General features: G+C 41.3%; 20 protein-coding genes. 7 read left to right on the top strand and 13 right to left on the bottom strand.

What is annotated here, in order from left to right:
• Positions 1 to 20 precede the first annotated feature (20 nt).
• Positions 21 to 1,325 (bottom strand): ethanolamine permease, encoded by a 1,305-nt coding sequence (gene eat, locus G563_RS0132005; protein WP_028668930.1) that lies wholly within the window; start codon positions 1,323 to 1,325, stop codon positions 21 to 23.
• 79 nt (positions 1,326 to 1,404) lie between these two features.
• Positions 1,405 to 2,364, bottom strand: coding sequence for a vWA domain-containing protein (locus G563_RS0132000; protein ID WP_028668929.1), 960 nt, complete (start codon positions 2,362 to 2,364; stop codon positions 1,405 to 1,407).
• Positions 2,365 to 2,472: 108 nt separating this feature from the next.
• Here G563_RS0132000 and G563_RS0131995 point away from each other — a divergent pair, with 108 nt between their 5' ends.
• Positions 2,473 to 3,432 carry an L-threonylcarbamoyladenylate synthase gene (locus tag G563_RS0131995; RefSeq protein ID WP_028668928.1) on the top strand — a complete coding sequence of 320 codons (960 nt, stop codon included), beginning with the start codon at positions 2,473 to 2,475 and terminating at the stop codon, positions 3,430 to 3,432.
• A gap of 52 nt (positions 3,433 to 3,484) precedes the next feature.
• On the top strand, positions 3,485 to 4,282 hold the full coding sequence (locus tag G563_RS0131990; protein ID WP_028668927.1) for a sterol desaturase family protein: 798 nt from the start codon (positions 3,485 to 3,487) through the stop codon (positions 4,280 to 4,282).
• Positions 4,283 to 4,456: 174 nt separating this feature from the next.
• Here the strand turns inward: G563_RS0131990 and glpK are convergent, their stop codons facing one another.
• Positions 4,457 to 5,956: a glycerol kinase GlpK gene (gene glpK, locus G563_RS0131985; RefSeq protein ID WP_028668926.1), complete on the bottom strand. Its 1,500-nt coding sequence runs from the start codon at positions 5,954 to 5,956 to the stop codon at positions 4,457 to 4,459.
• Positions 5,957 to 6,169: 213 nt separating this feature from the next.
• On the opposite strand from glpK, the gene G563_RS0131980 reads away from it, so the two are divergent.
• The gene (locus tag G563_RS0131980) at positions 6,170 to 7,645 is read left to right on the top strand and encodes a type III PLP-dependent enzyme domain-containing protein (protein ID WP_028668925.1); all 1,476 of its coding nucleotides are present in this window, start codon (positions 6,170 to 6,172) and stop codon (positions 7,643 to 7,645) included.
• A 208-nt stretch (positions 7,646 to 7,853) separates the two neighbouring features.
• On the opposite strand, the gene G563_RS0131975 is transcribed toward G563_RS0131980, so the two are convergent.
• Positions 7,854 to 8,372 carry a D-glycero-alpha-D-manno-heptose-1,7-bisphosphate 7-phosphatase gene (locus G563_RS0131975; RefSeq protein ID WP_037328765.1) on the bottom strand — a complete coding sequence of 173 codons (519 nt, stop codon included), beginning with the start codon at positions 8,370 to 8,372 and terminating at the stop codon, positions 7,854 to 7,856.
• 241 nt (positions 8,373 to 8,613) lie between these two features.
• Between G563_RS0131975 and G563_RS0131965 the strand changes: the two genes are divergently transcribed.
• On the top strand, positions 8,614 to 9,078 hold the full coding sequence (locus G563_RS0131965) for an Lrp/AsnC family transcriptional regulator (protein WP_028526450.1): 465 nt from the start codon (positions 8,614 to 8,616) through the stop codon (positions 9,076 to 9,078).
• Between the two features lie 150 nt (positions 9,079 to 9,228).
• Positions 9,229 to 9,996 (top strand): hypothetical protein, encoded by a 768-nt coding sequence (locus G563_RS0131960; RefSeq protein ID WP_028668923.1) that lies wholly within the window; start codon positions 9,229 to 9,231, stop codon positions 9,994 to 9,996.
• A 6-nt stretch (positions 9,997 to 10,002) separates the two neighbouring features.
• Here the strand turns inward: G563_RS0131960 and G563_RS0131955 are convergent, their stop codons facing one another.
• Together G563_RS0131955 and G563_RS0131950 are read right to left on the bottom strand one after the other, a co-directional pair.
• A complete protein-coding gene (locus G563_RS0131955; protein ID WP_028668922.1) occupies positions 10,003 to 10,779 on the bottom strand; it encodes a phage tail protein in 777 nt (258 codons plus the stop codon).
• 1 nt (position 10,780) lies between these two features.
• On the bottom strand, positions 10,781 to 13,399 hold the full coding sequence (locus tag G563_RS0131950) for a valine--tRNA ligase (protein WP_028668921.1): 2,619 nt from the start codon (positions 13,397 to 13,399) through the stop codon (positions 10,781 to 10,783).
• A 315-nt stretch (positions 13,400 to 13,714) separates the two neighbouring features.
• On the opposite strand from G563_RS0131950, the gene G563_RS0131945 reads away from it, so the two are divergent.
• Both G563_RS0131945 and G563_RS0131940 read left to right on the top strand, forming a co-directional pair.
• Positions 13,715 to 15,445 carry a tetratricopeptide repeat protein gene (locus G563_RS0131945; protein WP_169579829.1) on the top strand — a complete coding sequence of 577 codons (1,731 nt, stop codon included), beginning with the start codon at positions 13,715 to 13,717 and terminating at the stop codon, positions 15,443 to 15,445.
• Between the two features lie 126 nt (positions 15,446 to 15,571).
• Positions 15,572 to 15,766, top strand: coding sequence for a hypothetical protein (locus G563_RS0131940; RefSeq protein WP_028668919.1), 195 nt, complete (start codon positions 15,572 to 15,574; stop codon positions 15,764 to 15,766).
• Positions 15,767 to 15,863: 97 nt separating this feature from the next.
• Here G563_RS0131940 and G563_RS0131935 read toward each other — a convergent pair whose 3' ends face one another.
• The 7 genes from G563_RS0131935 to G563_RS0131910 all read right to left on the bottom strand — a co-directional run bounded on the left by G563_RS0131935 (position 15,864) and on the right by G563_RS0131910 (position 23,176).
• A complete protein-coding gene (locus G563_RS0131935; protein WP_028668918.1) occupies positions 15,864 to 17,390 on the bottom strand; it encodes an RtcB family protein in 1,527 nt (508 codons plus the stop codon).
• A gap of 44 nt (positions 17,391 to 17,434) precedes the next feature.
• Positions 17,435 to 18,496 (bottom strand): RNA ligase (ATP), encoded by a 1,062-nt coding sequence (locus G563_RS0131930; RefSeq protein ID WP_211235327.1) that lies wholly within the window; start codon positions 18,494 to 18,496, stop codon positions 17,435 to 17,437.
• A 156-nt stretch (positions 18,497 to 18,652) separates the two neighbouring features.
• Positions 18,653 to 20,041 carry a PcfJ domain-containing protein gene (locus G563_RS0131925; RefSeq protein ID WP_157585769.1) on the bottom strand — a complete coding sequence of 463 codons (1,389 nt, stop codon included), beginning with the start codon at positions 20,039 to 20,041 and terminating at the stop codon, positions 18,653 to 18,655.
• Entirely contained in the window at positions 20,041 to 20,187 is a 147-nt protein-coding gene (locus tag G563_RS38335) for a hypothetical protein (RefSeq protein ID WP_157585767.1), read from the bottom strand. Before G563_RS38335 ends, G563_RS0131925 begins: the two co-directional genes overlap by 1 nt.
• A gap of 263 nt (positions 20,188 to 20,450) precedes the next feature.
• Positions 20,451 to 21,536 carry a complex I subunit 1/NuoH family protein gene (locus G563_RS0131920; RefSeq protein ID WP_028668915.1) on the bottom strand — a complete coding sequence of 362 codons (1,086 nt, stop codon included), beginning with the start codon at positions 21,534 to 21,536 and terminating at the stop codon, positions 20,451 to 20,453.
• A 3-nt stretch (positions 21,537 to 21,539) separates the two neighbouring features.
• The gene (locus G563_RS0131915; protein ID WP_028668914.1) at positions 21,540 to 22,121 is read right to left on the bottom strand and encodes a hypothetical protein; all 582 of its coding nucleotides are present in this window, start codon (positions 22,119 to 22,121) and stop codon (positions 21,540 to 21,542) included.
• On the bottom strand, positions 22,118 to 23,176 hold the full coding sequence (locus G563_RS0131910) for an AAA family ATPase (RefSeq protein WP_028668913.1): 1,059 nt from the start codon (positions 23,174 to 23,176) through the stop codon (positions 22,118 to 22,120). The genes G563_RS0131915 and G563_RS0131910 overlap by 4 nt, the downstream gene beginning before the upstream one ends.
• Positions 23,177 to 23,178 lie beyond the last annotated feature (2 nt).

Below are 23,178 nucleotides of genomic sequence, written 5' to 3'. Positions count from 1 at the left end.
AAAAGGGATTTTTAGTAGTTTTATCTACGAACAAAAACTTTGTAAAGTACAAAAGCTACTGCTAAAGTTCCACTATAATATACCGCTAGCATCCCATTTGAAATTACCACAGCTACCAAGGCCAAAACCGCCAAAACAAGGGCACAAAGCGGTACCCAAGGGTATAGTGGTACTAAAAAAGGGCGTTTGAGGTCGGGCTCTACTTGACGTAGTCGCAAAACACTCACTGTACCAAAACAATATAAAGTAAGTGCTCCCAATACAGATAGTACAATAATATCGGCAGCAGTATTGGATAGTAAAATCAATATTCCAAAGACCATGTTAGCGATGAGGGCATTTGCGGGGGTTTTGAAACTAGGATTTACCGCACCCAACCAAGACGGCAAATTGCCAATACGCCCCATCTCAAAAGTAGCACGCCCAGCTGCCATCAGCAACCCATGAAAGGAGGCGGTAAGTCCAAAAAGCCCAAATACAATCACCAACGAATAAAGCGTAGCCGACTCTCCTACTAGCTTACCCAAGGCCAAAGGCAAAGGTGAATCTGAGACCGTACCGTCAGTCTTGAATACGACAGCTTCCCAGCCACCTACTCCTACTGACCCAACAAAAGTCATGATACACAAAATCACTAAAGTAAGCATCGCTGAGCCAAACCCACGAGTCAAATCTTTTTGAGGATTTTGGCTTTCTTCGGCAGCATTAGCCAAACCTTCAATCCCAAGGAAAAACCAAATCGCAAACGGAATAGCTCCCCAAACTCCCGCCCAGCCATTGGGTAGAGAATTACGACTCAAATTTTCGAAGGATATTTCACCTATCGTGATTCCAGCAAAAAGTATCAGGCCAGCCACGGCCAAAAAGGTCACAAAAAACTCAAAAGTTGCAGCCAACTTCACCCCAATGATATTGAGCAAAGTAAACAATATATACACACCTATCGCTACATAAATAGCAGGAATACTCGGAAAAAAAAGATTTACGTGCGCCCCAATCCCCACCGCAATAGCAGGAGGAGCTAATACAAACTCACACACTTGAGCAATCCCCGCAATAAAACCCAAATCCTTACCTAAAGCGCGAGTAGCATAATCCGAAACCCCACCCGCCTTCGGAATAGCACAAGCTAACTCTGCATAGCCCATTGTAAAACATACATACATAATCACTACCAACGCCGTAGCTACGGCCATACCCAATGTACCGCCTTTTTCTAATCCTACATTCCACCCAAAATACATTCCTGAGATAACATACCCAACACCAAGCCCCCATAGCAATGTAGGGGTAAGTGAAGTTTGCAAATGATTTTGTTCTGACATAATCTATATAAAGTTCTTGCACACAGTTAGTTGTGCGGAGTTGTGCCTTAGCACTTAGTTATTAACTATTGTTTAATTTTTAGACTTGAAAGGTTGTAACGGTCACCAGTACATCCAATAAGATAAGTACCAAAGCGGCAATTAGGAAATACCTATACTTATTACTAACAACAGCAACTTTGCGACTATCAATCAAGCGATTTTCTACAGAATTGATTGCATCTACTACATCCGAGATCGCATTTGATTGATTATTGATTTCAAAATATTTACCATTAGTTGCCATTGCGAGTTCTCTTAAATAATTGGAATTTAGCCGCGAGATGACCACCTGCTTGCGATCATCGCGCAGCCATGAATTTCCGTCTTTGATACGTCCGCCATTAGGAGTACCGATCCCAATAACAACCAGCTGTAAATCATATTGCCTTATTGAGGTCAATGTTTTGCGCTCGCAATTCCCGAAATCTTCACCATCCGTAAAAAGCAACAGAATTTTTGAAGTATTGAGAGATTTGTTGTGAATCAGTTTTTGGATACCTAGGTCTATCGCACTACAAATATCAGTACCACCACTACTCATTTGGGAAGTATTCAAAGTTTGGGTAAAAAGCTCAAATGCGTTTAAATCAAAAGTCAAAGGGACTTGTAAAAAAGGAGTGGTAGCAAAAACAACCAGGCCAAAGCGGTTGGTTTGTAAGGAAGCAATGAGCCGCTGCAATTCAAATTTCACTTTTTCGAGGCGAGAAGGTTGTACATCAGTGGCATCCATAGACTTTGAAACATCTACCAACACCATTACGTCTTTGCCCTCCGCAATGATATCCCTTTCAGGCTCTCCAAAAAAAGGCCCAAGCAAGGCTACAATCAGCAGGCCAAAATAAGTAGTTCGGAGAAAAAACTTGATTACTACTGCCCGAGCAGTAGTACCCAATGCTCTAGCCACCCAAAAAGTACGCCCTATATACAAGGCATATAAGAGCAAAAAGGCACCTATAAAAAAATGCTCTATGGCGGTGAGCTCATAGTTAAAATTCATATATAATAAGTATAAAATATCACTATAGCATAAAACAACACTCAAATAAGCAAAAAATCTCCAAACTTTAAAGGGGGATAACTGCAAACTCTAAACTAACTTTGCAGCATGGCAATCATAGGGACTGATATTGTTTGTGTCAAAACCCTCCTCGAAAAGGGTGAAGTGGTGGGGATTCCTACCGAAACTGTGTATGGACTAGCGGGAAACGCCTTCGATGACGACGCTGTTCTAAAAATTTTTAAGGTAAAAAACCGTCCGCAGTTTGACCCACTCATTGTTCATACCGATAGTATCACCAAAATTCCTTCATTTGTCTCTTACTTCCCGGCCAAAGCACAGCAATTAGCCCAAAGATTTTGGCCAGGCCCCCTTACGCTTTTACTTCCTAAAACCGACGCCATCTCTGACTTAGTCACCTCAGGACTGAGTTCTGTAGCGGTGCGTATTCCAAACCACCCTCTCACGCTGGAGCTATTGGCAAGCCTTCCGTTTCCACTAGCTGCACCCAGCGCCAATCCGTTTGGTTATATCAGCCCTACTTCTGCGCTGCATGTGGACAAGCAACTTGGCAAAAAAATCCCCTACATACTCGACGGGGGTGCAAGCCAAATCGGGATTGAATCCACAATTGTGGGTTTTGAGGGTGAAACAACCATAGTATACCGACTTGGTGGTACGGCAGTCGAGGCCATTGAAGAGGTAGTAGGCCCCGTAGAAGTATTGGCTCATTCTACTTCCAACCCTCAAGCACCAGGTATGCTTAAGAGCCATTACTCACCTCGTAAACCTCTTTTTATTGAGCATTTTGATAAAATTAGCGCCCAATATCCTCCAGAAAGCATCGGAGCCTTAACTTTTCAAACCTTTGTGAGTAACATACCTACCGAAAACCAAAGAATTTTGTCAGTCTCAGGGGACTACAGTGAAGCAGCAAAACATCTCTTTGCTTACATGCGTCAGCTCGACAATTTACCTGTAGAGGTTATCTATGCGGAGTTGCTTCCAGAAAAAAACCTAGGCCGCGCCATCAACGACCGCATCCGTAGGGCATCGGTAAGGGAATAGTTATACAATTTTTGTCAAACATTAGCTTTGACAATATAGTTGATAAATAGCTATGGAAACAATTGATTTTAGTGAAGGGCACGTTTTTGCACAAACTACCCTTTTTATGTTTTTAGGGATTTTTGGGCGATATGTGCTGATTGCCGCCCTTTTTCATTATTTGTTTAAAGTCAAATATGCTTCTTTTTTTCAAGAAAGAGAAGTAAATGCCCGCGCTCGCCGACCTCAGCAGCACTGGCGCGAAATCGGATACTCGTTTATTACGTCCGTTATTTTTGCGCTTATCGGAACGGGTATGATAGTCGCTTGGCAAAAAAATTACACAAAAATTTACACTCACTTCGACGACTATCCAAGGTGGTGGTTTGTAGTAAGTATTGTTTTGGTGCTGTTTATTCACGAAACCTACTACTATTGGCTACACCGTTGGATGCACCATCCCAAAGTTTATAAATGGGTCCACAAAGCTCACCACGATAGTATTACCACTTCCGCTTGGACTTCTTTTTCTTTTCATCCCCTTGAAAGTATACTCCAAGCAGTGGTTTTACCGGTGTTGATGTTTATCATTCCGGTACATTATGTAGCTATTGGTATCATTTTATTAGTGATGACTACCACCAGTGTCATCAATCACCTCAATACAGAACTCTATCCTAAGGATTTCCAGCGGCATTGGTTCGGCAAATGGTGGATAGGTGCCACCCATCATAGCTTACACCATTCACAATTTAAATACAACTTTGGGCTTTATTTTACTTTTTGGGATAAATGGGCGGGTACCGAAAGCCCAGATTTTGTGAAGCTGTTTGATAAAAAAACAAATAAAAAAGAGAAGCAATTAAATTAACTTAGGGTTTGACTTCTCCAAAATTCTTTATTTTTTGGACTTGTTAGTCACAAACGCTGTGCCTCTCTATGACGACAAAGTTTTGTAATTTAGGAGAAGTCAAACCTAACTAGCATCTTGATTCCCGTACGCTAGCTAATCTTCGGAATCATTTGTTTTTTTGCTTATCTATTTTTATTCTGCCCACCCGAAAGACCTTTCTACGGCTTTTTGCCAGCCTTTGTAGAGTTTAGCCCTTTGAGTATCTTCCATTTGAGGAGTCCACGTTTGGGCAACGCCCCAATTTTGGCGCAAATCATCAAAGTTTTCCCAATACCCCACCGCTAATCCTGCGGCATAAGCAGCTCCCAAGGCAGTAGTTTCGGTGACGGCAGGGCATACCACAGGTACTTCTAGCATATCTGACTGAAACTGCATAAGGGTTTGATTAGCGACCATTCCACCATCTACTCGTAAAGATTGTAGCTCAATGTTAGCGTCTTTTTCCATGGCATTCATCACGTCCAATGTTTGGTAAGCAGTCGCCTCCAACACCGCACGAGCAATATGCCCTTTGCTGACATAGCGAGTCAATCCCGCAATCACCCCTCGCGCATCAGCTTTCCAATAAGGCGCATACAGCCCCGAAAAGGCTGGTACAAAATAAGCGCCCCCATTGTCGTCAACCGATTTTGCAAGGACCTCTACTTCTTCACTTTTTTTGATAAGTCCTAGATTATCACGTAGCCACTGTACCAAAGCACCCGCAATCGCTACGCTTCCTTCCAGCGCATAATTAACAGGCTGATTACCAAACTTATAAGCCACCGTAGTTAGGAGACCTTGGGTAGATTCTTTCAGCTCGGCCCCCGTATTGAGTAGCATAAAACAGCCTGTTCCATAAGTATTTTTGGCTTGACCAGGTTCAAAGCAAGTTTGCCCTACCAGAGCCGCATGTTGATCACCCAAATCTCCCGCAATAGGTACATTGGGCAATACATCCAACACCACACTACCATACACTTCGCTACTACTTTTGATAAGCGGTAGCATCAAACGGGGAATACCAAATATAGAGAGCAGTTCTTCATCCCAAGCCAAGGTTTTGAGATTCATGAGTTGGGTACGACTTGCGTTAGTAACGTCGGTTACGTGCACACCCCCTTGCGCGCCTCCTGTAAGGTGCCAAATCAGAAAGGTATCCATATTACCAAAAATCGCATCGCCACGTTCGGCATCTTCGCGCAGGCCCGGAACATTGTCGAGCAGCCAGCGGAGTTTCAATCCACTAAAATAAGTAGCCAATGGCAGGCCAGTTTTTGCTCGAAAGCGATCTTGTCCACCTTCTTTCTCAAATTGAGTTACCAACTCACTCGTGCGGGTATCTTGCCATACAAGAGCATTATAATAAGGCTTTCCGGTTCGACGATTCCATACGGCAGTGGTTTCGCGCTGATTCGTAATCCCTACTGCTGCCACATCAGTAGCTGATATAGATGCTTTGATACGAGCTTGGGCAATGACTTCAAAGGTGTTTTTTCGGATTTCTTCAAGATCATGCTCTACCCATCCGGGTTGAGGATAAATTTGCTTATGTTCTTTTTGGCCTACGGAAATAATGTTTCCTTTTCGATCAAAAATAATACAACGGGTACTAGTCGTACCTTGGTCAATAGCAGCTATGTATTTTGACATGAGGTTAAAGGTTATTTTTGGAAAGTGCCAAGTTAAGCGGAGAAATCTTGCCATACAAATTTGAACCAAAGCCAACCTACTGCCTATCACCAGTATTGCAAAAATTAATGTAAGATTTAAGCGTTTCCTTTGGAAAAAACGTTATTTTACTGCAACTTCGCAAGCTTTTTTATCATGTTACACCAAACATTCCTTTTATGCTTTTAAGGCGAAATGAAAAGTACTTACACCAACCTAATTGAGCAGACGTTTGAATTCCCAACGCTGGAGTTTAACGTCCAGAACGACGAGCTGTCGTTCAACAATGTACCCCTCATGGACATTATTCGTCAGTATGGTACGCCTCTAAAAATCACGTATTTACCCAAAATCGGTGAGCACATCAGTAACGCCAAGCAGTTTTTCAAAAACGCATTTAAGCGCTTCAATTACAAAGGCTCTTATACTTATTGTTACTGTACCAAGTCTTCTCATTTTAGCTTTGTCTTAGAAGAAGCCCTCAAGCACAATATTCATATCGAAACTTCTTCGGCGTTTGATATTCCGATTATTCGAAATCTCTACCAAAGCGGCAAAATAACCAAAAGCAACTACATCATTTGCAACGGCTATAAGCTTCCCAATTATCAGCGCGCTATCACCGACCTCATCAACGACGGTTTCAATGTGATGCCTGTATTGGACAACTTGCGTGAGATTGATTATTATGCACAGAATGTAACTGCCGAATCAGTCAATTTTGGTATCCGCATTGCGACCGACGAAGAGCCGAACTTTGCTTTTTATACTTCGCGGTTAGGGGTCAGATATAGCGATATCATTGAGCTTTATAAAGAGAAAATCAAGCCTAATCCGAATTTTAAGCTCAAAATGCTGCACTTTTTTATCAATACCGGTATGAAAGATACAGCATATTATTGGAGTGAGTTGACTCGGTTTATGTTTAAGTACTGTGAATTGAAAAAAATCTGTCCCGATCTTGATTCTATCGATATTGGTGGTGGTTTACCGATTCAAACTTCTTTGCAGTTTAATTATGATTACCAACAGATGATAGACGAAATCGTCGAAAACATCCAATGGATTTGTAATAAAAACAATGTGCCTGTCCCTCATTTATTCACAGAGTTTGGGAGCTATACGGTAGGCGAAAGTGGTGCGGTGATTTATCAGATCATCGACCAAAAACTCCAAAACGACAAAGAAATGTGGTATATGATTGATGGCTCTTTCATTACTCATTTGCCAGATTCGTGGGGCATGAACCAAAAATATATCATGCTCGCTGTCAACAATTGGGACAATCCATACCAAAAAGTCAATATCGGCGGCCTTACTTGTGATTCGCAGGATTTCTACAATACTGAAGCTCACAGCGCCGACTTGTACTTGCCAGTGTTTGATTTGCAAAATGAAGTACAGTATGTAGGATTTTTCCATACGGGAGCCTATCAAGAATCTTTGGGAGGCTACGGTGGAATTCAGCATTGTCTCATTCCAGCGCCACAGCATGTATTAGTAGACCGTGACGAAGACGGCAATATCATCACTCGCCTCTTTGCACCACAGCAAGGCAGTGAAGGTATGTTGGATATTTTGGGATATACCCCAAAACCTCCTGATGATCAGCAGGTCATCGGTGATCAAACAATTGATATTGAGGCCGTAGAAGAATTGGCTCATAGCTGACAATAAAATCGGCACGATTTTCGTAATAAAAAAACTAGAATCTCCCTTGGGTTTCACACGGGGTGCGACCCAAGGGAATATGTCTAATATAGATCATGAAAAAAGTCCTTTCCTTCGCATTGATTTTGGTAGTGCTAGCTGCTTCTAGCTGCAACCGCAAAGGGTATTGCCCTGCCTATGATAGCTCCGTAAAATCAGCAAAAAAAGCTTAAGGAGTCTGTATTACTAACTGAGTTGCGGCCAAGAAATTGGAGGCATGCTTATCTCCTGCCGACTTATTCGGGTCAGGAGTTAGATGTATTGTCTGTACCCCAGCACGTTTTCCGGCTTGCATATCTCTATCACGGTCTCCTACCATCCAAGAAGCCGTAATGTCAATGTCATATTTGGCAATCGCTTTTTCGAGCATAAGCGAACCCGGCTTGCGCATCAACGAACGGCTGTCGTAATCGGGATGATGCGAGCAATAGTACAGGTCATCAAGCAAATACCCACATTGCTCTTGGAAATACTGATGGCATTTCAAAACATCTTCGCGGGTATAAAGCCCCTTTGCAATCCCAGCTTGATTGGTAACTACAATCAGTAGGTAGCCCGCATTCTTCATCTGCTGAAGCCCTTCTACTACCCCCTCTGGGATAATCATCTCCTCTACTTGATACAAATATCCGTCTAGGTCTTGGTTGAGAACCCCGTCACGATCAAGAAAAACACATTTTTGTTTCATAACATACAATCAAATTTTAAAGCCCAATAATAATACTATTTTGTGATTTTTTTGTGATTAAACCAGTTAAATAATTTTTATTTTTTTTTAAAATATTCCTATTTATTTCACAAAAGTTAGTTTTTGTTTGGTTTTATTGAATAAAATTTCGGTTTTAATAAAAAATAATTCCACAATATCATTAGATTTGCAGTATATTATTTGTTTAGTGCCTTTTTTATTAAAATTCATTAATCCCCACATGAAATTAGACCAAATAGACCGCAAGGTTTTGGATATTTTGCAAGCCAATGCCAAAATCACTAATGCACAACTTTCGAAAGAAATTGGTCTTTCTCCCGCCCCTACTCTTGAGCGGGTAAAGAAACTCGAACAGCACGGTATTATCCAAAGTTATCACGCACAGTTGGATCGCGAAAAAGTCGGCCTCGGCGTTACAACTTTCATACAAGTCACATTGGTAGGTCACAAAAGAGACGTAACAGAATCATTTGTTAAAAGAGTCAATGAGATTCCCGAAATCATAGAATGTCATCACATCACTGGGTCGGGTGATTTTTTGTTGAAGGTAATTTCAAAAGACATTGCCTCCTATCAAAAGCTACTATTGGAGTGTATCAATGAAATCGAAGAAGTAGCCAATACCCAAACTATGGTCATTCTCTCTACTTTTAAAGAAAGTAAAGTATTGCCTATCCCTTACTAGTTAAGGTTTAGACACTTTTCAAAAAGCGCATCCATTTTGGGTTGCGCTTTTTGTCATTCTACCTCTTCCTATTACCTTCTATCATCTTTTGGTTGGCATTTTGAAAGGTCTTTTCTAGATTGGTCTCCCCAATAACCTTTCCCTCCAACCATGACTTTCAAAGATTTCAATGTACTACTGATACGTCTCTTTTTGGGATATTTATTTACTTCGTCTGGTCTCTGCAAACTTACAGAAGGACAGTTTGGTCAGTTGATAGGCCCACCGCTCCTTATCCAGCAACTCACGCCTTACGGCCTACGTACTTTTGGCTTTTTTATTGCCATTTCTCAAGTCTTGGTAGGTGCGTTCGTACTGTCGCAGCGCTATTCACTGTTAGGGCTTATCATGCTCATCCCGATGAACTTGGGCATTTTGATGGTGACGATTTCGCAGCAATGGCAAGGAACACCCTACGTGGATACAATATTTACGCTACTCAATATACTTGCGCTTCTTTATGAATGGAATAGTCTAAAGTTTTTGATTTTTCCCGAACAAAAGCCGCTGTTATTTCCTCCTAAAACCCATCATTTTTTTCCAAATGCCTTATTGCCGTTACTAATTATCTTACTTTTTGGGATATGTATCCTTCTGAGCAGGTTTACGATAGTGGCGACGAGTATGGTGGCTATTGTAGGTTATGGATTGGTATATTATCATGTTTTCAAAAGCCAAACTTTCAACACTTTCTATAAAAGCATACTAGTCATGTCATTTTTGGCGATTGTGGGGCTCACCCTGGTCACATTACTACATCAAGCACTCCCTTTCAACCCTATGCTTATAGTAGCGATTCCTATTTTTGGGACTATTGCTTGCTACCTGGTTACGTGTGGTTGGCAGGTATACACCGCTAGAAATTCTTTTAAAGGGTAGAAATTTCTACTCTGATAATGGTTCATGTATAATTTTCAAATGAGTTCGTTTTGATAAAAACTCGGCTACACTATCAATTGGGGCATTTCCAGAAAGCCAGCCATCCATAACCCAAGATGTACCGTTTTTAAAAGTTATTTTATACCTATCTTGCATAACAATGTCTCCATTAGGTGCTTTTGTAGTAGATGAAAAGCTTATTTTTCGAATCTCTTCAAAGGAGTACTTAGCGACACTGAAAGAAAAAAAATGTCTAAACTCAATCGACGTATCATTAACTTTAAAATATGCCCCATCCATTATCAATAATAACATCCCACTAACAATACCCCAAAAAAGTCCAAAGCCTTTAGCAAAGGCAGGCAAGCTGATATTCAGTTCTTGGTAAGTGTAGAAAAGATATAACTCAAAATCTTGAGCGTACTTATTTTTTAAAAAAACAATAATAGCAAGAGGTAACAATCCCAGCCCAAGCAACATACCTATACCTATCGCGAAACTTAACAGGTTATCTTTTCCATAAAGTGCTGATAAGTAGAATCTTGCTTCAGGATAAGAAGGTTCAAAATATACTAGTAAACCCCAAAATATGACACCAAAGATAAAGGTTAGTGCAGGCCACCAAACTAAAATGATTTTAAACCCTAGAACTAAATCATTCTTTTTAAAGATTGGAATCAACTCCTCCAAACGCCTCAGTTGTACTACATTTGGAGGAGAGATTTTAGCAGTAAAAATAAAAGGTAATAATGCTATTATAATAGATGAAATAAAATGTTCCATGCTACCCCAAACGCTTCAAGGCTTCTTGAATAGTGGCGATTTTGGCTTCTGCATCGGCTAGTTTTTGGCGCTCTTTTTCTACGACTTCAGCTTTAGCATTTTGCACAAAACGCTCATTTGAGAGTTTGCCTTCTACCGATTTCTTAAATCCTAAGGTATATTCTAATTCCTTCTGAAGGTTTTCGATTTCGGCAGCTACGTCTAGCTCTCCTGCTAAATTAACAAAAAACTCATCTGCTTTCACCAAAAACGAAAGCCCTTCGGCTTGGTCGCTAGTATATTGAATATCAGATACATTAGCAATCTTTACGAGTAAGCCTTCAAACTTTTGATAAAGTTCTTTATTTTCTGTTTTGATGGTCAGTGGCAGTGACGTCTTAGGGCTGATGTTTTTGGTACTGCGCAAATTTCGGACATTGGTGACGATGTCAAAGAAAATATCAAAATCGGCAATCAATTTTTTATCTGCTGCTTGGGCAATAGGAAAGGAGGCTACACACAAGCTTTCTTTTTCGCCTCTTTGACGAATATCCTGCCAAATTTCTTCCGTAATAAACGGCATAAACGGATGCGTCAACGCCATGAGTCGTTCAAAGAAATCGATAGTGGCATCAAAAGTGATTTTGTCAATAGGTTGACCGTACTCGGGTTTTATCATTTCCAAATACTGCGCACAGAAATCATCCCAAATAAGCTTATAAACGACATTGAGCGCATCTGAGAGGCGGTATTTGTTGAACAAATCGTGTACTTCGGCTACGGTATCATTAAACTTAGCCTCAAACCACTCAACCGCCAAAGCCGAAGAAGCAGGCAAATCGGCTACTGTCCAGCCTTTTACCAAACGAAAAGCGTTCCAGATTTTATTGCAGAAATTACGGCCTTGTTCGCAAAGTTTTTCGTCAAATAGCAAATCATTTCCCGCAGGCGAACTAAAGAGCATACCCGTACGTACACCATCTGCTCCGTATTGGTCTATCAATACAAGTGGGTCGGGAGAGTTTCCGAGAGATTTTGACATTTTACGACCTTTGGCATCGCGTACGATTCCCGTCAGATATACATTGCGGAAAGGAGGTTCGCCTCTAAACTCATAACCAGCAATAATCATCCGCATGACCCAAAAAAACAAGATTTCGGGGGCTGTCACTAAGTCGTTGGTAGGATAATAATAATTGATGTCTTCGTTGTTGGGGTCTTTGAAACCATCAAATACCGAAATAGGCCAAAGCCAAGAGCTAAACCACGTGTCTACTACGTCGGGGTCTTGGGTAAGGTCGGCTTCGGTCAAGGCAAAAAGCTGCATTTCGTGTTGGGCTTTACGCAGGGCCTCGCGTTTGTTTTTGGCCACAATCACCGTACCGTCAGAAAGGTAATAAGCCGGAATCTGCTGTCCCCACCATAGCTGACGACTAATATTCCAATCTCTGATATTTTCAATCCAAATTCGGTATGTATTTTTGAACTTAGGTGGATGTAGCTGAATGGTGTCGTTCATGACATTTTCGAGCGCAGGCTGACATAGCTCTTTCATTCTTACAAACCACTGCAAAGACAAACGTGGCTCAATAACGGCATTGGTACGTTCTGAATGACCTACGTTGCTTTTGTAATCTTCAACTTTTTCTAAATTGCCCGCCTCTTCGAGCAACTTGATGATTTTTTTGCGAGCCACAAAGCGGTCTTCTCCTACCAAAATCTGAGCCTTTTCATTGAGCTTTCCGTCTTCGGTCAAGATATCGATGATTTCGAGCTGATGCTTCAGTCCAAGCTCATAGTCGTTTTGGTCGTGAGCAGGAGTTACTTTCAAAGCACCCGTTCCAAAGTCCATGGTGACATACTCATCAGTAATGATTGGAATCTCACGGTTGATGAGCGGAATGAGGGCTTTTTTGCCATGTAAATGCTTGTAACGTTCATCATCAGGGTGAACACAAATCGCCGAGTCGGCCATGATGGTTTCGGGGCGAACCGTGGCGATGATGATGTATTCATTGTTACTTCCAGCGATTTGATAGCGCAAGTAAGACAACTTCGACATCACTTCTTTCGTAATCACCTCTTCGTCCGACACGGTGGTTTTGGCTTGGGGGTCCCAGTTGACCATCCGATGTCCGCGATAGATATAGCCTTTTTCGTACAAATGAATAAACGTATCTATGACGGCATCATACAGAGGTGGCTCCATCGTAAATCGAGTACGATCCCAATCGCACGATGCTCCTAGTTTTCGTAATTGTTTTAGGATAATCCCGCCGTATTTGTCGGTCCATTCCCAAGCATATTTATAGAATTCTTCGCGAGTCAAATCACTTTTTTGAATGCCCTGTTCTTTGAGCATCGCTACCACTTTGGCTTCTGTAGCAATAGAGGCGTGGTCAGTCCCTGGCACCCAACATGCTTCTTTGCCTTCCATACGCGCTTTACGGGTGAGTATATCCTGAATGGTATTGTTAAGCATATGCCCCATGTGAAGTACCCCCGTTACGTTGGGAGGTGGAATCACCACCGTATAGGGTTCTTTGTCAGGATTGGGTTTTGAGTTGAAATAGCGATTTTCAAGCCAAAAACTATACCATTTGTCTTCAATGTCACGCGGATTGTAGGTCTTCGAAATCATGTGTTGATAAAATATTGACTTTAGACAGCAGCCCACAGGTATTCACAAAACACCACCTGTGGCTAGGCCATGATAAAAATGTGTGCAAAGATAGGGATTTCTATTTGAACCCTGTCAGGGTTTGGGAGGGAATAGGATTGTTGAAGCAAAAGTTGGTTAATTTGGAGGTGTTTATTAATTTTGACAACTGCCATTTGCTACCTCTCTATAATGCCACAATCTATCATTAGACTGTGGTTAAGCCATCGTTACGAAAAGTTATCATCAGAAGCCCACGCTTCGGACAATGAGAGACAATTTACTAGGGTTATTATAATGGGAAAACGCTACACTTATTTTAATAAAATAAGTAAATATTGGATAGTGATGTTTTTGGGTGTTCTACACTCATCGATTTCATATGCCCAAGTTGAGCGAATTTTCACACTTCCTGAAGAAAAACGTATCCCTGAACTCATTTTATACACCGACAAAATAGGTCTTCAAAGCGACACTGTCAAGCTCTTCAAAATGTACGATACGCTACTGGCCGAAGCCAAAGCCCGTAATGAGATGCTTATTTATTGGTATGCCCAAATTTATAAAGCCAATCATCAACAACTTCTTAGGTTTAACAATGATGCAGCCGGGCGCACAGCCTTCTTCAAAAATAAACAAGCTTTTTTTGACCAAAGCCCCTACCCTATCATCAGGGCGGCCTTTTCTATTTATCTTAGTTATGTGTACTTTCAAGCACTCAATTTCAACGAAGCCTTTAAGCTTCTACTAAGTGCCAATCAAACTTTTGAACAGATAGGCTACGAAAATATTCCCGAAATCTCCCTTTACTTAAGCGTTTATTTTGAGTTTTACTATTATTTTGAAGATTATCCTTCGGCTATTAAGTATTCTATACTAGCCCAAAAGTACAACACGCAAAACCTAATGATGAATGAGTTTTTGCTCAATAACCAAGGGATGGCCTATCTCAAAATGAAGGATTATAAGAATGCCGAAAAAGCTTTCTTGGAAACCCTCAAAATAGCTAAGAAAGTAAATTCTAGAGATTATACTGGTATTGCAAGTGGTAATTATGGAAATACCCTAAGGCTCCAAAAGCATTATAAAGCATCGCTCCCTTACCTCTATGCCGACCTTGCGGCCAATGAAAAAGCGCTTCCAGAAAATAGCGCTATCACGTGTTTGTATCTTGCTTATTCCTTACTAAAGTTGGATAGTACAGCCAAAGCCAACACCTTCATCGCCAAATCCCTAAAATTACACCCAAGGTGGATTTGGACCAACTTTGGGGTGATGTATTATGATGTACAAACCCTCTATTACCAAAAAAAAGGAGATTATACTACCGCTTTATTGTACCGCGATTCACTAGCAGTATTGAAAGATTCGCTCCGAAAAGTATTTGATAATAAAATCTTGCTAAAAGCTCACGCCCAAATCGCCGCTGAAAAATACATCAATGATTTAGAAGAAATAGCCTCCGAAAAAGATAAAGCCGTCTGGAAAAGAAACTTTATCATTGCCTTTATTCTGATTGCGTCGGCAGTGTTTATTTTTTACTTGAATCGACGTCGATTGCGCGATAAAGTAGTACAAGAATGCGAAAAAAAGCAAACGGAAGCACTGCTCCTTCAGGCGACCACACAGCTCGCTCATTATATGGAATCCATCAAAAATAAAAATGAGCTTATCGAAAAAATGAGCGCAGAATTGGACTCCCAAAAAGGGTTGCAGTATGACCCTACTCTGCTCGAAACTTTGCACCATCGTACCATCTTGACCGATGATGATTGGAAATACTTCAAACACCTTTTTGAACAAGTCTATCCCAATTTTTTTGACAATCTTCACCTCAAATATCCTGATCTCACCCCAGCCGAAATTCGATTGATAGCCTTGCTTAAACTAGATTTGACCTCCAAAGAGATGGCCTACATGCTAGGGGTTTCTACGGAGTCTCTGCGCAAATCCCGCTACCGACTTCGTAAAAAATTAGAGTTTCATCAAGAAGACACTGATTTCAAACTACTGTTGGAGCATCTTTGAGAGTATTCTCCCTAAAATAGCCATTTTGTCCACGTTTTAGGCCATTTTGTCCACGCCACAAGATGGTTTTTTGGGAATTAAAATGCCTTATTTGTAATAGAATTACTCAACACTCTCTTTACTCAAATGAACACATCATCAGTTACCAACAAAACCAACCCCAAAGCTTGGTTACGTTTTTTAGATGTATTGTTGCCCTTGGTGATGCTTGTAGGGTTTACATGGCTGTATTATAGCTACGTTATGAAAAAATTCGAACCCGAAAAGTCGATTAAGTACCACAAAATGTATCAGGTATCTTTCAAAACCACGCGTTGTTGAGGTTTTGAAAATTCAGTCACCGTGTACGCTCTACCAACAATGAAAGAAGACCGATGGTAAACAATCTAACCATCGGTCTTTTTTGAAACTACCCGATTCAATCTTCACGCCCTTCTTTTCGGTTGGCATCGGCCATTCTCACAATCTTAGGCGTAAATTTTGCCAGCACTTGCACGAGGTCTTTTTGTGCTTCTATCACTGTTTCGATGTTTTTGTACACCATCGGGGCTTCGTCCAAATCCCCTCCAATCAGCTGTACTCCCGCTTCTGTTAGGGCCTTGTTGAGGTCGTGGCGAGTGATACTATTAAGTGCTTTGGTACGCGACATCACGCGCCCTGCCCCATGAGATGCCGACGACAATGCCTCGGCTTTTCCTTTGCCTCTCACCACAAATCCGGGATGAATCATTGACCCCGGAATAATCCCCAAATCATCTACTCCCGCCGGCGTAGCGCCTTTGCGGTGCATAATGACTTCGGTACCATCAACCAAGGTTTCTTTCCACGCAAAATTATGGTGGTTTTCAACCATTTTTAGTGGCTTCTCATGTAAGGCATGAGCTATTTTAGCGTGGATTTCGTGGTGATTGGCGGAAGCATATGCTCCAGCCAAGTTCATCGCAATCCAATATTCTTGCCCTTCTTGCGTGTCCAAATCTAACCACGCCAAATGCGCTGCTTCTTTGGGAAGTTTGGTTTTTTGCATCGCCAATTTTGAGTAATAATTGGCCACATTTCCCCCAAATCCCCGCGACCCTGAGTGCGAAAGCAGCGCCATGTAAGTCCCCACAGGCAATCCTAGCAGCTCATCCTCTTCCAATACTTCTACCACGCCCCACTCCACAAAGTGATTGCCCGTGCCGGAGGTACCGAGTTGGCGATAGGCTTTGTCTCTCAAGTCTTTAATCACCTTGGTGGCATTCCACTCAGGCAAATCCATCACACTTTCGTCAAATTTTTCGCGAGTTTCACCTCCGATTCCAAATTTAGTATGTTCTGCTAAGGTTTTTTTCAACAAATGAGGCTCTCTTTTCAAGAAATCGGCAGGCATCTCAAACACCGACAGGCACATGCGGCAGGCAATATCTACCCCTACTGCAAACGGTATGACGGTGTTGGAAGTAGTGGCCAAAACACCCCCAATCGGCAAGCCGTACCCTTGATGCGCGTCGGGCATCAGCGCCCCCGCCACCGAGATAGGAAGGCTTGCCGCTGTTTGCATTTGGGCCAAGGCACCGTCTTCGATGTAGCTACGCCCAAACACCGCATAAGGTAATGGCCCAGTACGTAAATCGAAGCTTTTAACACCTTGTTTTTCACCTGATTCTAATACGTAAAATTCTTCAGGTGGTGGTAACAAATCTTTCCCAATTTCCGAAAGAACGATGCTTTGTCCTGTGCGGTGCAAATCCCATACAGCCTTGGCTAAGTTGGTTACTTTATTTTTAGAATAAGCATATTTTTTAGGGTTGTCGAGCATCTGCGCCATCAGTCCCAGGACTTTTTCGCGTGGGTATTCGGCGCGATGAAGTAAGCCGTTGGCTACGCGTAAAAACGTAGCGTGGAGGTTTTCGGGAATATCTCCCAATGTTAAGATTTCCTCCAACGTAATTTGTGTTTCCATGTTTTGATTGTGTTCCTCTGTTATGAGTTGTTTTAGTACACCAACTACTCACCATATTTCAACAGAAATTCAGGGTTAATAGCTTTGAAACTAACTCGACCGTTGTCAAAGTTTTCGTTTAGCAAAAGCAAGTCTATCTTTTCGGTGTAAGGACGAATTACAATTCCTTCTGCCCAAACATCTTTTAATATTTGGCTTTTAATTGTTGCCATTTTAACTATTGCATCAATATCGTTTTCCAGTTCGTAATCCAATGCAACAATTGGTACTATTGGTAATTTAAGTTCCCCAATCAATTTATTAAAGTCAAAGAAATTCAGATACTCAAATTTGTCAATGTCAAAAGCATTAAAAAACTTGACTGTTTGTCCTTTCAGTTTCAGCTTATTACCTTGTATACCTTCCCCAATAAGTTCTCCTTGAATGGAAATATTTTTGCCGATTGAACGCAACTTTCTTTCAATATCCATTTGCCTTGCAACTTTCCAAAAGCTATTTTCAGCATCTTCAATTAGTTCAAGGTTTCTGCTACATACACCAAACTCGCCATCCTTCACATAAAATGTTGCCGAACTACCATCAAGTTTTTCAGTTACATAACATTTTTCGCCTTTGTATTTATCTAATACTTTTTGAAGAACTTGAACCCTTGTTTCATCAGTTTTAGGAATAAAAGAAGGGAATTTGCCTTTTGCAATACCACTTAAACAAGCTGGCATAGCAGGTTCGTATTTTGTTATCCCCAAAATATCAGTGCAATCAGCATCTTCAACAACTGCAAAATCGCTTGGTAAAATTGATAAGGGGAAACAAATTCCTTGCGATACTTGACCACGAAGCCTTACGGTTTTTATTCTCATGCCTCGTGGTTTAAGAAATTCAAATTCAGGCTTATCGGGCATTAAACTATCTATTTCACAATAAACAGCCATATCTTCTACATTAAATTCGCCTTTCTTTACAACCAACTGCCAACCTAATACAGTCGCTTTTTCAATTGCATCAGCACCTTCAATTGGTTCTAATGCTTTAATTTTTTGAATACTTGCTAATTTTCTCATTTTATTATTGTTCAAAAGGGTTTGACTTGAAGAAAAACGCCACATAACACTGTATTGCCAAAGGGTAGGCAGAAGTGCTAATTTCCAACTTTATTTCTTTAATCATCGTTTGTGGTTTATTCAACTTTTGTTCCCTGAAACCTGTCCTTCGGCATTACTACAAGGTTATGAGTTATTTCTACTTAATGATTCAGCATCTTGCTAAAGATAGCGCGACAATACGAGCCTTTGACGTACTGCCCACTGATTCAATAGGTCTTTAGCTTTATCGCTGATTTTTTGATTGTAGCGGTATTTGGCCTGCACAATGCGCCGCTGGCGCACATCAATTTCGATAGTAGCGAGGCGTTCTTCGGCACCAAATTGATAGCTTCTCAGTGAAAAAATACGTGTTTTCCCCAAAAAACAATCTTCGGCATAAGACGCCACACAATGGTGCATTCGCTGCCCTTCGTCATGCAACTCCTTGTTGGACAGCAATTCTACCATTTTGTAGGCAATAGCACATTCCTCTTTGCCTTCTACTATTTCAAAAACCGGCCAATTCATTCCTTGCCAAGCTACAAGCTGCTTTAAGCCTTTCACACTTGCCATTTGGTGATGCCATTCGGCACTTTGACGCAAAAGCGACTGCAAAGTGCGACCTTTCAACGAATACCCGGGATTTTGCTGACAGCTTGCCCTCACGTAGTCAATTAGCTCAGTCGTTTTATCCAAATTAAACATCCCACCTTGTATCAAAATCCTAACGAAATCTTCCCAAAGTGCTTCATCACGTTTGGCATCATAACCCAATGACGAATAAGCCAAACGATGGGCTAATTCATAATCACCGCCCATGCCGCATACTTGCGCCCACCGTACCGCCTGCGTAACCCTCAAGCCCTCAGGTGCATGCAAAAAATAATAGTGCATTCGTTTGGTTAATTTCACCGAAAAATGAACCTCTTTCATACTTCCGCCATTGCCCAAAAAAATGAATGTGCCGAGGTAAGCATAATCTTGCGGATGAAAAAAAGCGTGATACAAAAACCGTGGTGCTTCGTATTTCAAAAACAAGTGAGACACCAACTCCATAAACCTGCCATAATCATTTTTGGCTTTGGGTCGCCATGTTTCAAGCGGGTTGAGCCAAGCCTTGCGATAGCGCCCTACCATCAACAACGCAATCAGATAATCCGTATCTCTAAACCACTCAGGACATTTTTTCTCCAAGGCTTCGGTCAATATTTCTAGCCCTTCTAGCAAATTTGCTTTTAGTTTGACCCAATTTTCGTCGTTCAAAAACCCGTTCAACTCACTATAACGACGGTCTTGCTGCCCTAAGGCATGGTTAAATTCTTCTTTTTTGAGTTCTTGTATTACGTACAAAAAATTTCGGTGGCGTTTTGATGATTCTTTTAAAGCCCCCGCCAACGCCGCTTCTTGCTGTTGCTGTTCGTATTTCAACCACATTCGGCGCTGTCTTGATATATGTTTATGATTGCTCATTTCTTTGTTAAAATTATTGACTACCAACAGCCTAAAAACAAAAACCCCCGACTTGCTCATCTGCAGGTCGGGGGTAAGTGAAGGGAGTATCGCTGACACTACCTATCCACTTGTATTCGGACCTCCAGAATCATATTTTTTGCAACCTTGGTTGCCGTATCACACACCAATCCCCACGAGATACACTGCTGCCACGAAGCATACGAATCGGACGGGATAGGGATGTGAATGAATAAATTGTTCATGATTTTGATTGTATTGGGGGTGATTCAGTCAATAAAAAGCCCGACTCAGGGGAGTCGGGCGGTATATTTTGAGGTTTGATAGCTACCTAAAATACGTCACAATCGACTCCTATATGCCCCCTGCACCCACGAGTTCTCGCGGTGGCGGTGGTGCTCAGTATGTCATAGGAAGTAAAAAGCATCGGACGTGTTTTGTTTAGTTTGACGCCACAAAAGTAGAAAAAAGTATTTTTAAAATTCCAATTTTTTGTTGGATTTATTTTTTAAACCATCAACAAGCGCCAAATTCCGCAGATAAGAAAGAGAATCAACGCCACAGGTGTAAGTACTTTCCAGCACAAAAACATGAGCTGATCTACCCTCAAACGGGGGAAGGTCCAACGTACCCACATTTGTATCAAAATGGCAATTCCAGCCTTGAAAATCAGCCAAAAAGCACCCGTGACATTGCCCCAAATGGTACCAGGAGCGCCACTCGTCCAGTCGGCAAGGCGTAGCGGGCCGATGTTGGGTAGGGGTGTATTCCAGCTTCCCAAAAACAAAATAGCTCCCAACAACGACACAAGCAACATCATGGCGTATTCGGACAAAAACAGCAGCGCCCAGCGCATTCCTGAATATTCGGTATGAAACCCTCCTACTAATTCTGACTCACCTTCGGGAATATCAAAAGGGGCACGATTGCATTCGGCCAGCGTGGTGATAAAAAACACAATGTAAGCAATCAACAAAAAAGGACTTTTGATGATATTCCAGCTCAAAAAACCCCCAATCCCCGTGATGTCAATTCCCAAGGACTTGAGACCAAAAAGATAGACCGTTTCTTCTGAGTAAAGCCCTTGTTGATAACTAATCGTCTGTAAGTCGAGGGTTTGGGCGGTCATGACGACGCATAGTATGACCAATCCCAGCGGAATTTCGTAAGATACTATCTGCGCGACCGAACGTACCGCTCCAAAAAGTGCAAATTTGTTGTTAGAACCCCAGCCTGCCATCAAAATACCAATGACATCTACGGAGATAATCGTAAGCAAATAAAAAATCCCCACTGCCGTAGTAGAACCCTGTAAATCAGGACTTAATGGCAAGACTGCATAGCCCGCAAAAATAGCCGTAAAAATCACCAAAGGCGCAATCAAGAAAAGTTTGCGGTCGGCGGCGGCGGGTACTATGTCTTCTTTTTGAAGTAGTTTTAGCAAATCAGCCACGAGTTGTAGTAAGCCCCATTTTCCCACTTCCATAGGGCCAAGTCGGTCTTGGATGAAGGCCGAGATTTTGCGTTCGAGATAGACCCCCACCACCACCGATGAAAGAGCCATGACCAAAAATATAGGAAGCGTGAAAGGCATGGACTAATCCAATTTGTTTTCTAAAAATGATTGTATTTGTTTATGAAAATGACGAAAACTTTTCGAGCGGCTATCTAACCAGTCAATGTCAAAATGCCGAGTAAGATGATCCACAGTAGGATTAGAAATGGCATTGACAGCTTCGGGGATTCCATAAACGGCGGTTTTTGCGTCGTATCTTGGCTTTGTTTCAAGCGTCTCATTCTTTGTAGAATGCGGATTATCCTGCTTTACTTTAAGATACCATAACCAATGCTCTATACACTGAACGGGAATCATAAAGAGTATTTTGGGAGAATGGGATGAACGCTGCCTAAACCACTCAAACTTAAGCTCATAGTCATTGCTTGAATGACTGTCTAAATCTCTACCTACAAAAAAGACATCATGCTGATACCAAAGAAGACCTTGCTCACTCACTTCTCTAAATTTTTCATCCACTTGTTTTTTATTACGCGCTCTAAACCTATTACAGAACTCTTCGTCTAGCTCAAATTTTACCTGTGAAAGCTGCTTCAAATAATTTGTAAGAAATATCTTTTGAGCATCATCTTCTCCATAAAACCCATATTTTAATGTCTTCATTTTGGAACCCCTCCTAAAAACCCTATCGTCCAATTGTCGCCCAAAGCATCTGTATAATTATGAGGCACAATCCCTTTTTCTGAGCATTTTTGATAATAAGGCTCAATGACATCTTTTTGCAAATTATTGACAGTACTAGCTCCTTCTGCATCCTTATCAAAAACAAAAACGCTTTCAGGTGTCTCCGCAAATTCGTCCAAAACAAGGGGGCTGTGAGTTGTTAAAATAATTTGAATATCGCGTTGATAGGCCAATTGCTTCAAAAAACCGATAACTTCTTTGATTCGTCGTGGATGAATGCCTCTTTCAGGTTCTTCCAACAACAACAATCTAGGAGGATGAGGCTGATGGATAATACACAATAACGCTAAAAGGTATAATATTCCTTCTGATAGCTCCTCTGACCAAAATATTTGTTGCGTATCTTGGCTGAAAAGACCAATCTTCTTAAAAGTTTTATCACCAAATTTTCTTATTTCTTCTTCGGTCGGGTTGACGTTGTCAAACCTAATCTGGGTAATTTCGGGGATACAGTTTGTCAAATCCCGTTGAATATTTTGGAATACGTCAGGATGATGGTCTCGTAAAAAATCTAGGAAAGCGACCAAATTAGCCGCATCGCTATGCACAAGCTCATTACCGGGTAAAAGGGGATAAGATTTGGTGAGGTAATGCGTATTGATTGAATAAACCCTCGCGCTCTTGTAATGCTTTTCAAAGCTAGACTGTATCAAGGGACGGTTTGTATTAAACTTAATTTGGGGTATTTTTAAAGGAAAGATAGTAACTTCTAGCTGAAGAGTATCGCCCAAATCAGGAAGACTAAAATCGATGATTATTTTGGGAATATTGTTATGCCCAAATTTATATAATAATCGAGATTTTTCATTTTGACCCAATTGCTTCACCTTCTCATGGTTCAAAGAAAGTTCGATAGCATTCAATACGTTCGTTTTTCCTGAATTATTAGGGCCAATCAAAACATTTACTCTTTGTAGATCAAGGGTAATATTTTTAAGGCTCTTAAAATTTTCAATGTCAATACGCCGTATCATTC

The organism is Runella zeae DSM 19591, from assembly GCF_000423565.1.
Classification (GTDB): Bacteria; Bacteroidota; Bacteroidia; order Cytophagales; family Spirosomataceae; genus Runella; species Runella zeae.
The sequence above is the reverse complement of the archived record's forward strand: the minus strand, read 5'-3'. Positions and strand labels throughout refer to the sequence as shown.

Coding starts and splice junctions, on each gene's coding strand:
- G563_RS0131945 (WP_169579829.1), top strand. CDS start 13,715: ATGGGAAAACGCTACACTTATTTTAATAAAATAAGTAAATATTGGATA.
- G563_RS0131955 (WP_028668922.1), bottom strand. CDS start 10,779: ATGGAACATTTTATTTCATCTATTATAATAGCATTATTACCTTTTATT.
- G563_RS0131990 (WP_028668927.1), top strand. CDS start 3,485: ATGGAAACAATTGATTTTAGTGAAGGGCACGTTTTTGCACAAACTACC.
- G563_RS0131975 (WP_037328765.1), bottom strand. CDS start 8,372: ATGAAACAAAAATGTGTTTTTCTTGATCGTGACGGGGTTCTCAACCAA.
- G563_RS0131935 (WP_028668918.1), bottom strand. CDS start 17,390: ATGGAAACACAAATTACGTTGGAGGAAATCTTAACATTGGGAGATATT.
- G563_RS0131930 (WP_211235327.1), bottom strand. CDS start 18,496: ATGTGGCGTTTTTCTTCAAGTCAAACCCTTTTGAACAATAATAAAATG.
- G563_RS0131960 (WP_028668923.1), top strand. CDS start 9,229: ATGACTTTCAAAGATTTCAATGTACTACTGATACGTCTCTTTTTGGGA.
- G563_RS0131995 (WP_028668928.1), top strand. CDS start 2,473: ATGGCAATCATAGGGACTGATATTGTTTGTGTCAAAACCCTCCTCGAA.
- G563_RS0131965 (WP_028526450.1), top strand. CDS start 8,614: ATGAAATTAGACCAAATAGACCGCAAGGTTTTGGATATTTTGCAAGCC.
- G563_RS38335 (WP_157585767.1), bottom strand. CDS start 20,187: ATGAACAATTTATTCATTCACATCCCTATCCCGTCCGATTCGTATGCT.
- G563_RS0131910 (WP_028668913.1), bottom strand. CDS start 23,176: ATGATACGGCGTATTGACATTGAAAATTTTAAGAGCCTTAAAAATATT.
- G563_RS0131920 (WP_028668915.1), bottom strand. CDS start 21,536: ATGCCTTTCACGCTTCCTATATTTTTGGTCATGGCTCTTTCATCGGTG.
- G563_RS0132000 (WP_028668929.1), bottom strand. CDS start 2,364: ATGAATTTTAACTATGAGCTCACCGCCATAGAGCATTTTTTTATAGGT.
- G563_RS0131915 (WP_028668914.1), bottom strand. CDS start 22,121: ATGAAGACATTAAAATATGGGTTTTATGGAGAAGATGATGCTCAAAAG.
- glpK (WP_028668926.1), bottom strand. CDS start 5,956: ATGTCAAAATACATAGCTGCTATTGACCAAGGTACGACTAGTACCCGT.
- G563_RS0131940 (WP_028668919.1), top strand. CDS start 15,572: ATGAACACATCATCAGTTACCAACAAAACCAACCCCAAAGCTTGGTTA.
- G563_RS0131950 (WP_028668921.1), bottom strand. CDS start 13,399: ATGATTTCGAAGACCTACAATCCGCGTGACATTGAAGACAAATGGTAT.
- eat (WP_028668930.1), bottom strand. CDS start 1,325: ATGTCAGAACAAAATCATTTGCAAACTTCACTTACCCCTACATTGCTA.
- G563_RS0131980 (WP_028668925.1), top strand. CDS start 6,170: ATGAAAAGTACTTACACCAACCTAATTGAGCAGACGTTTGAATTCCCA.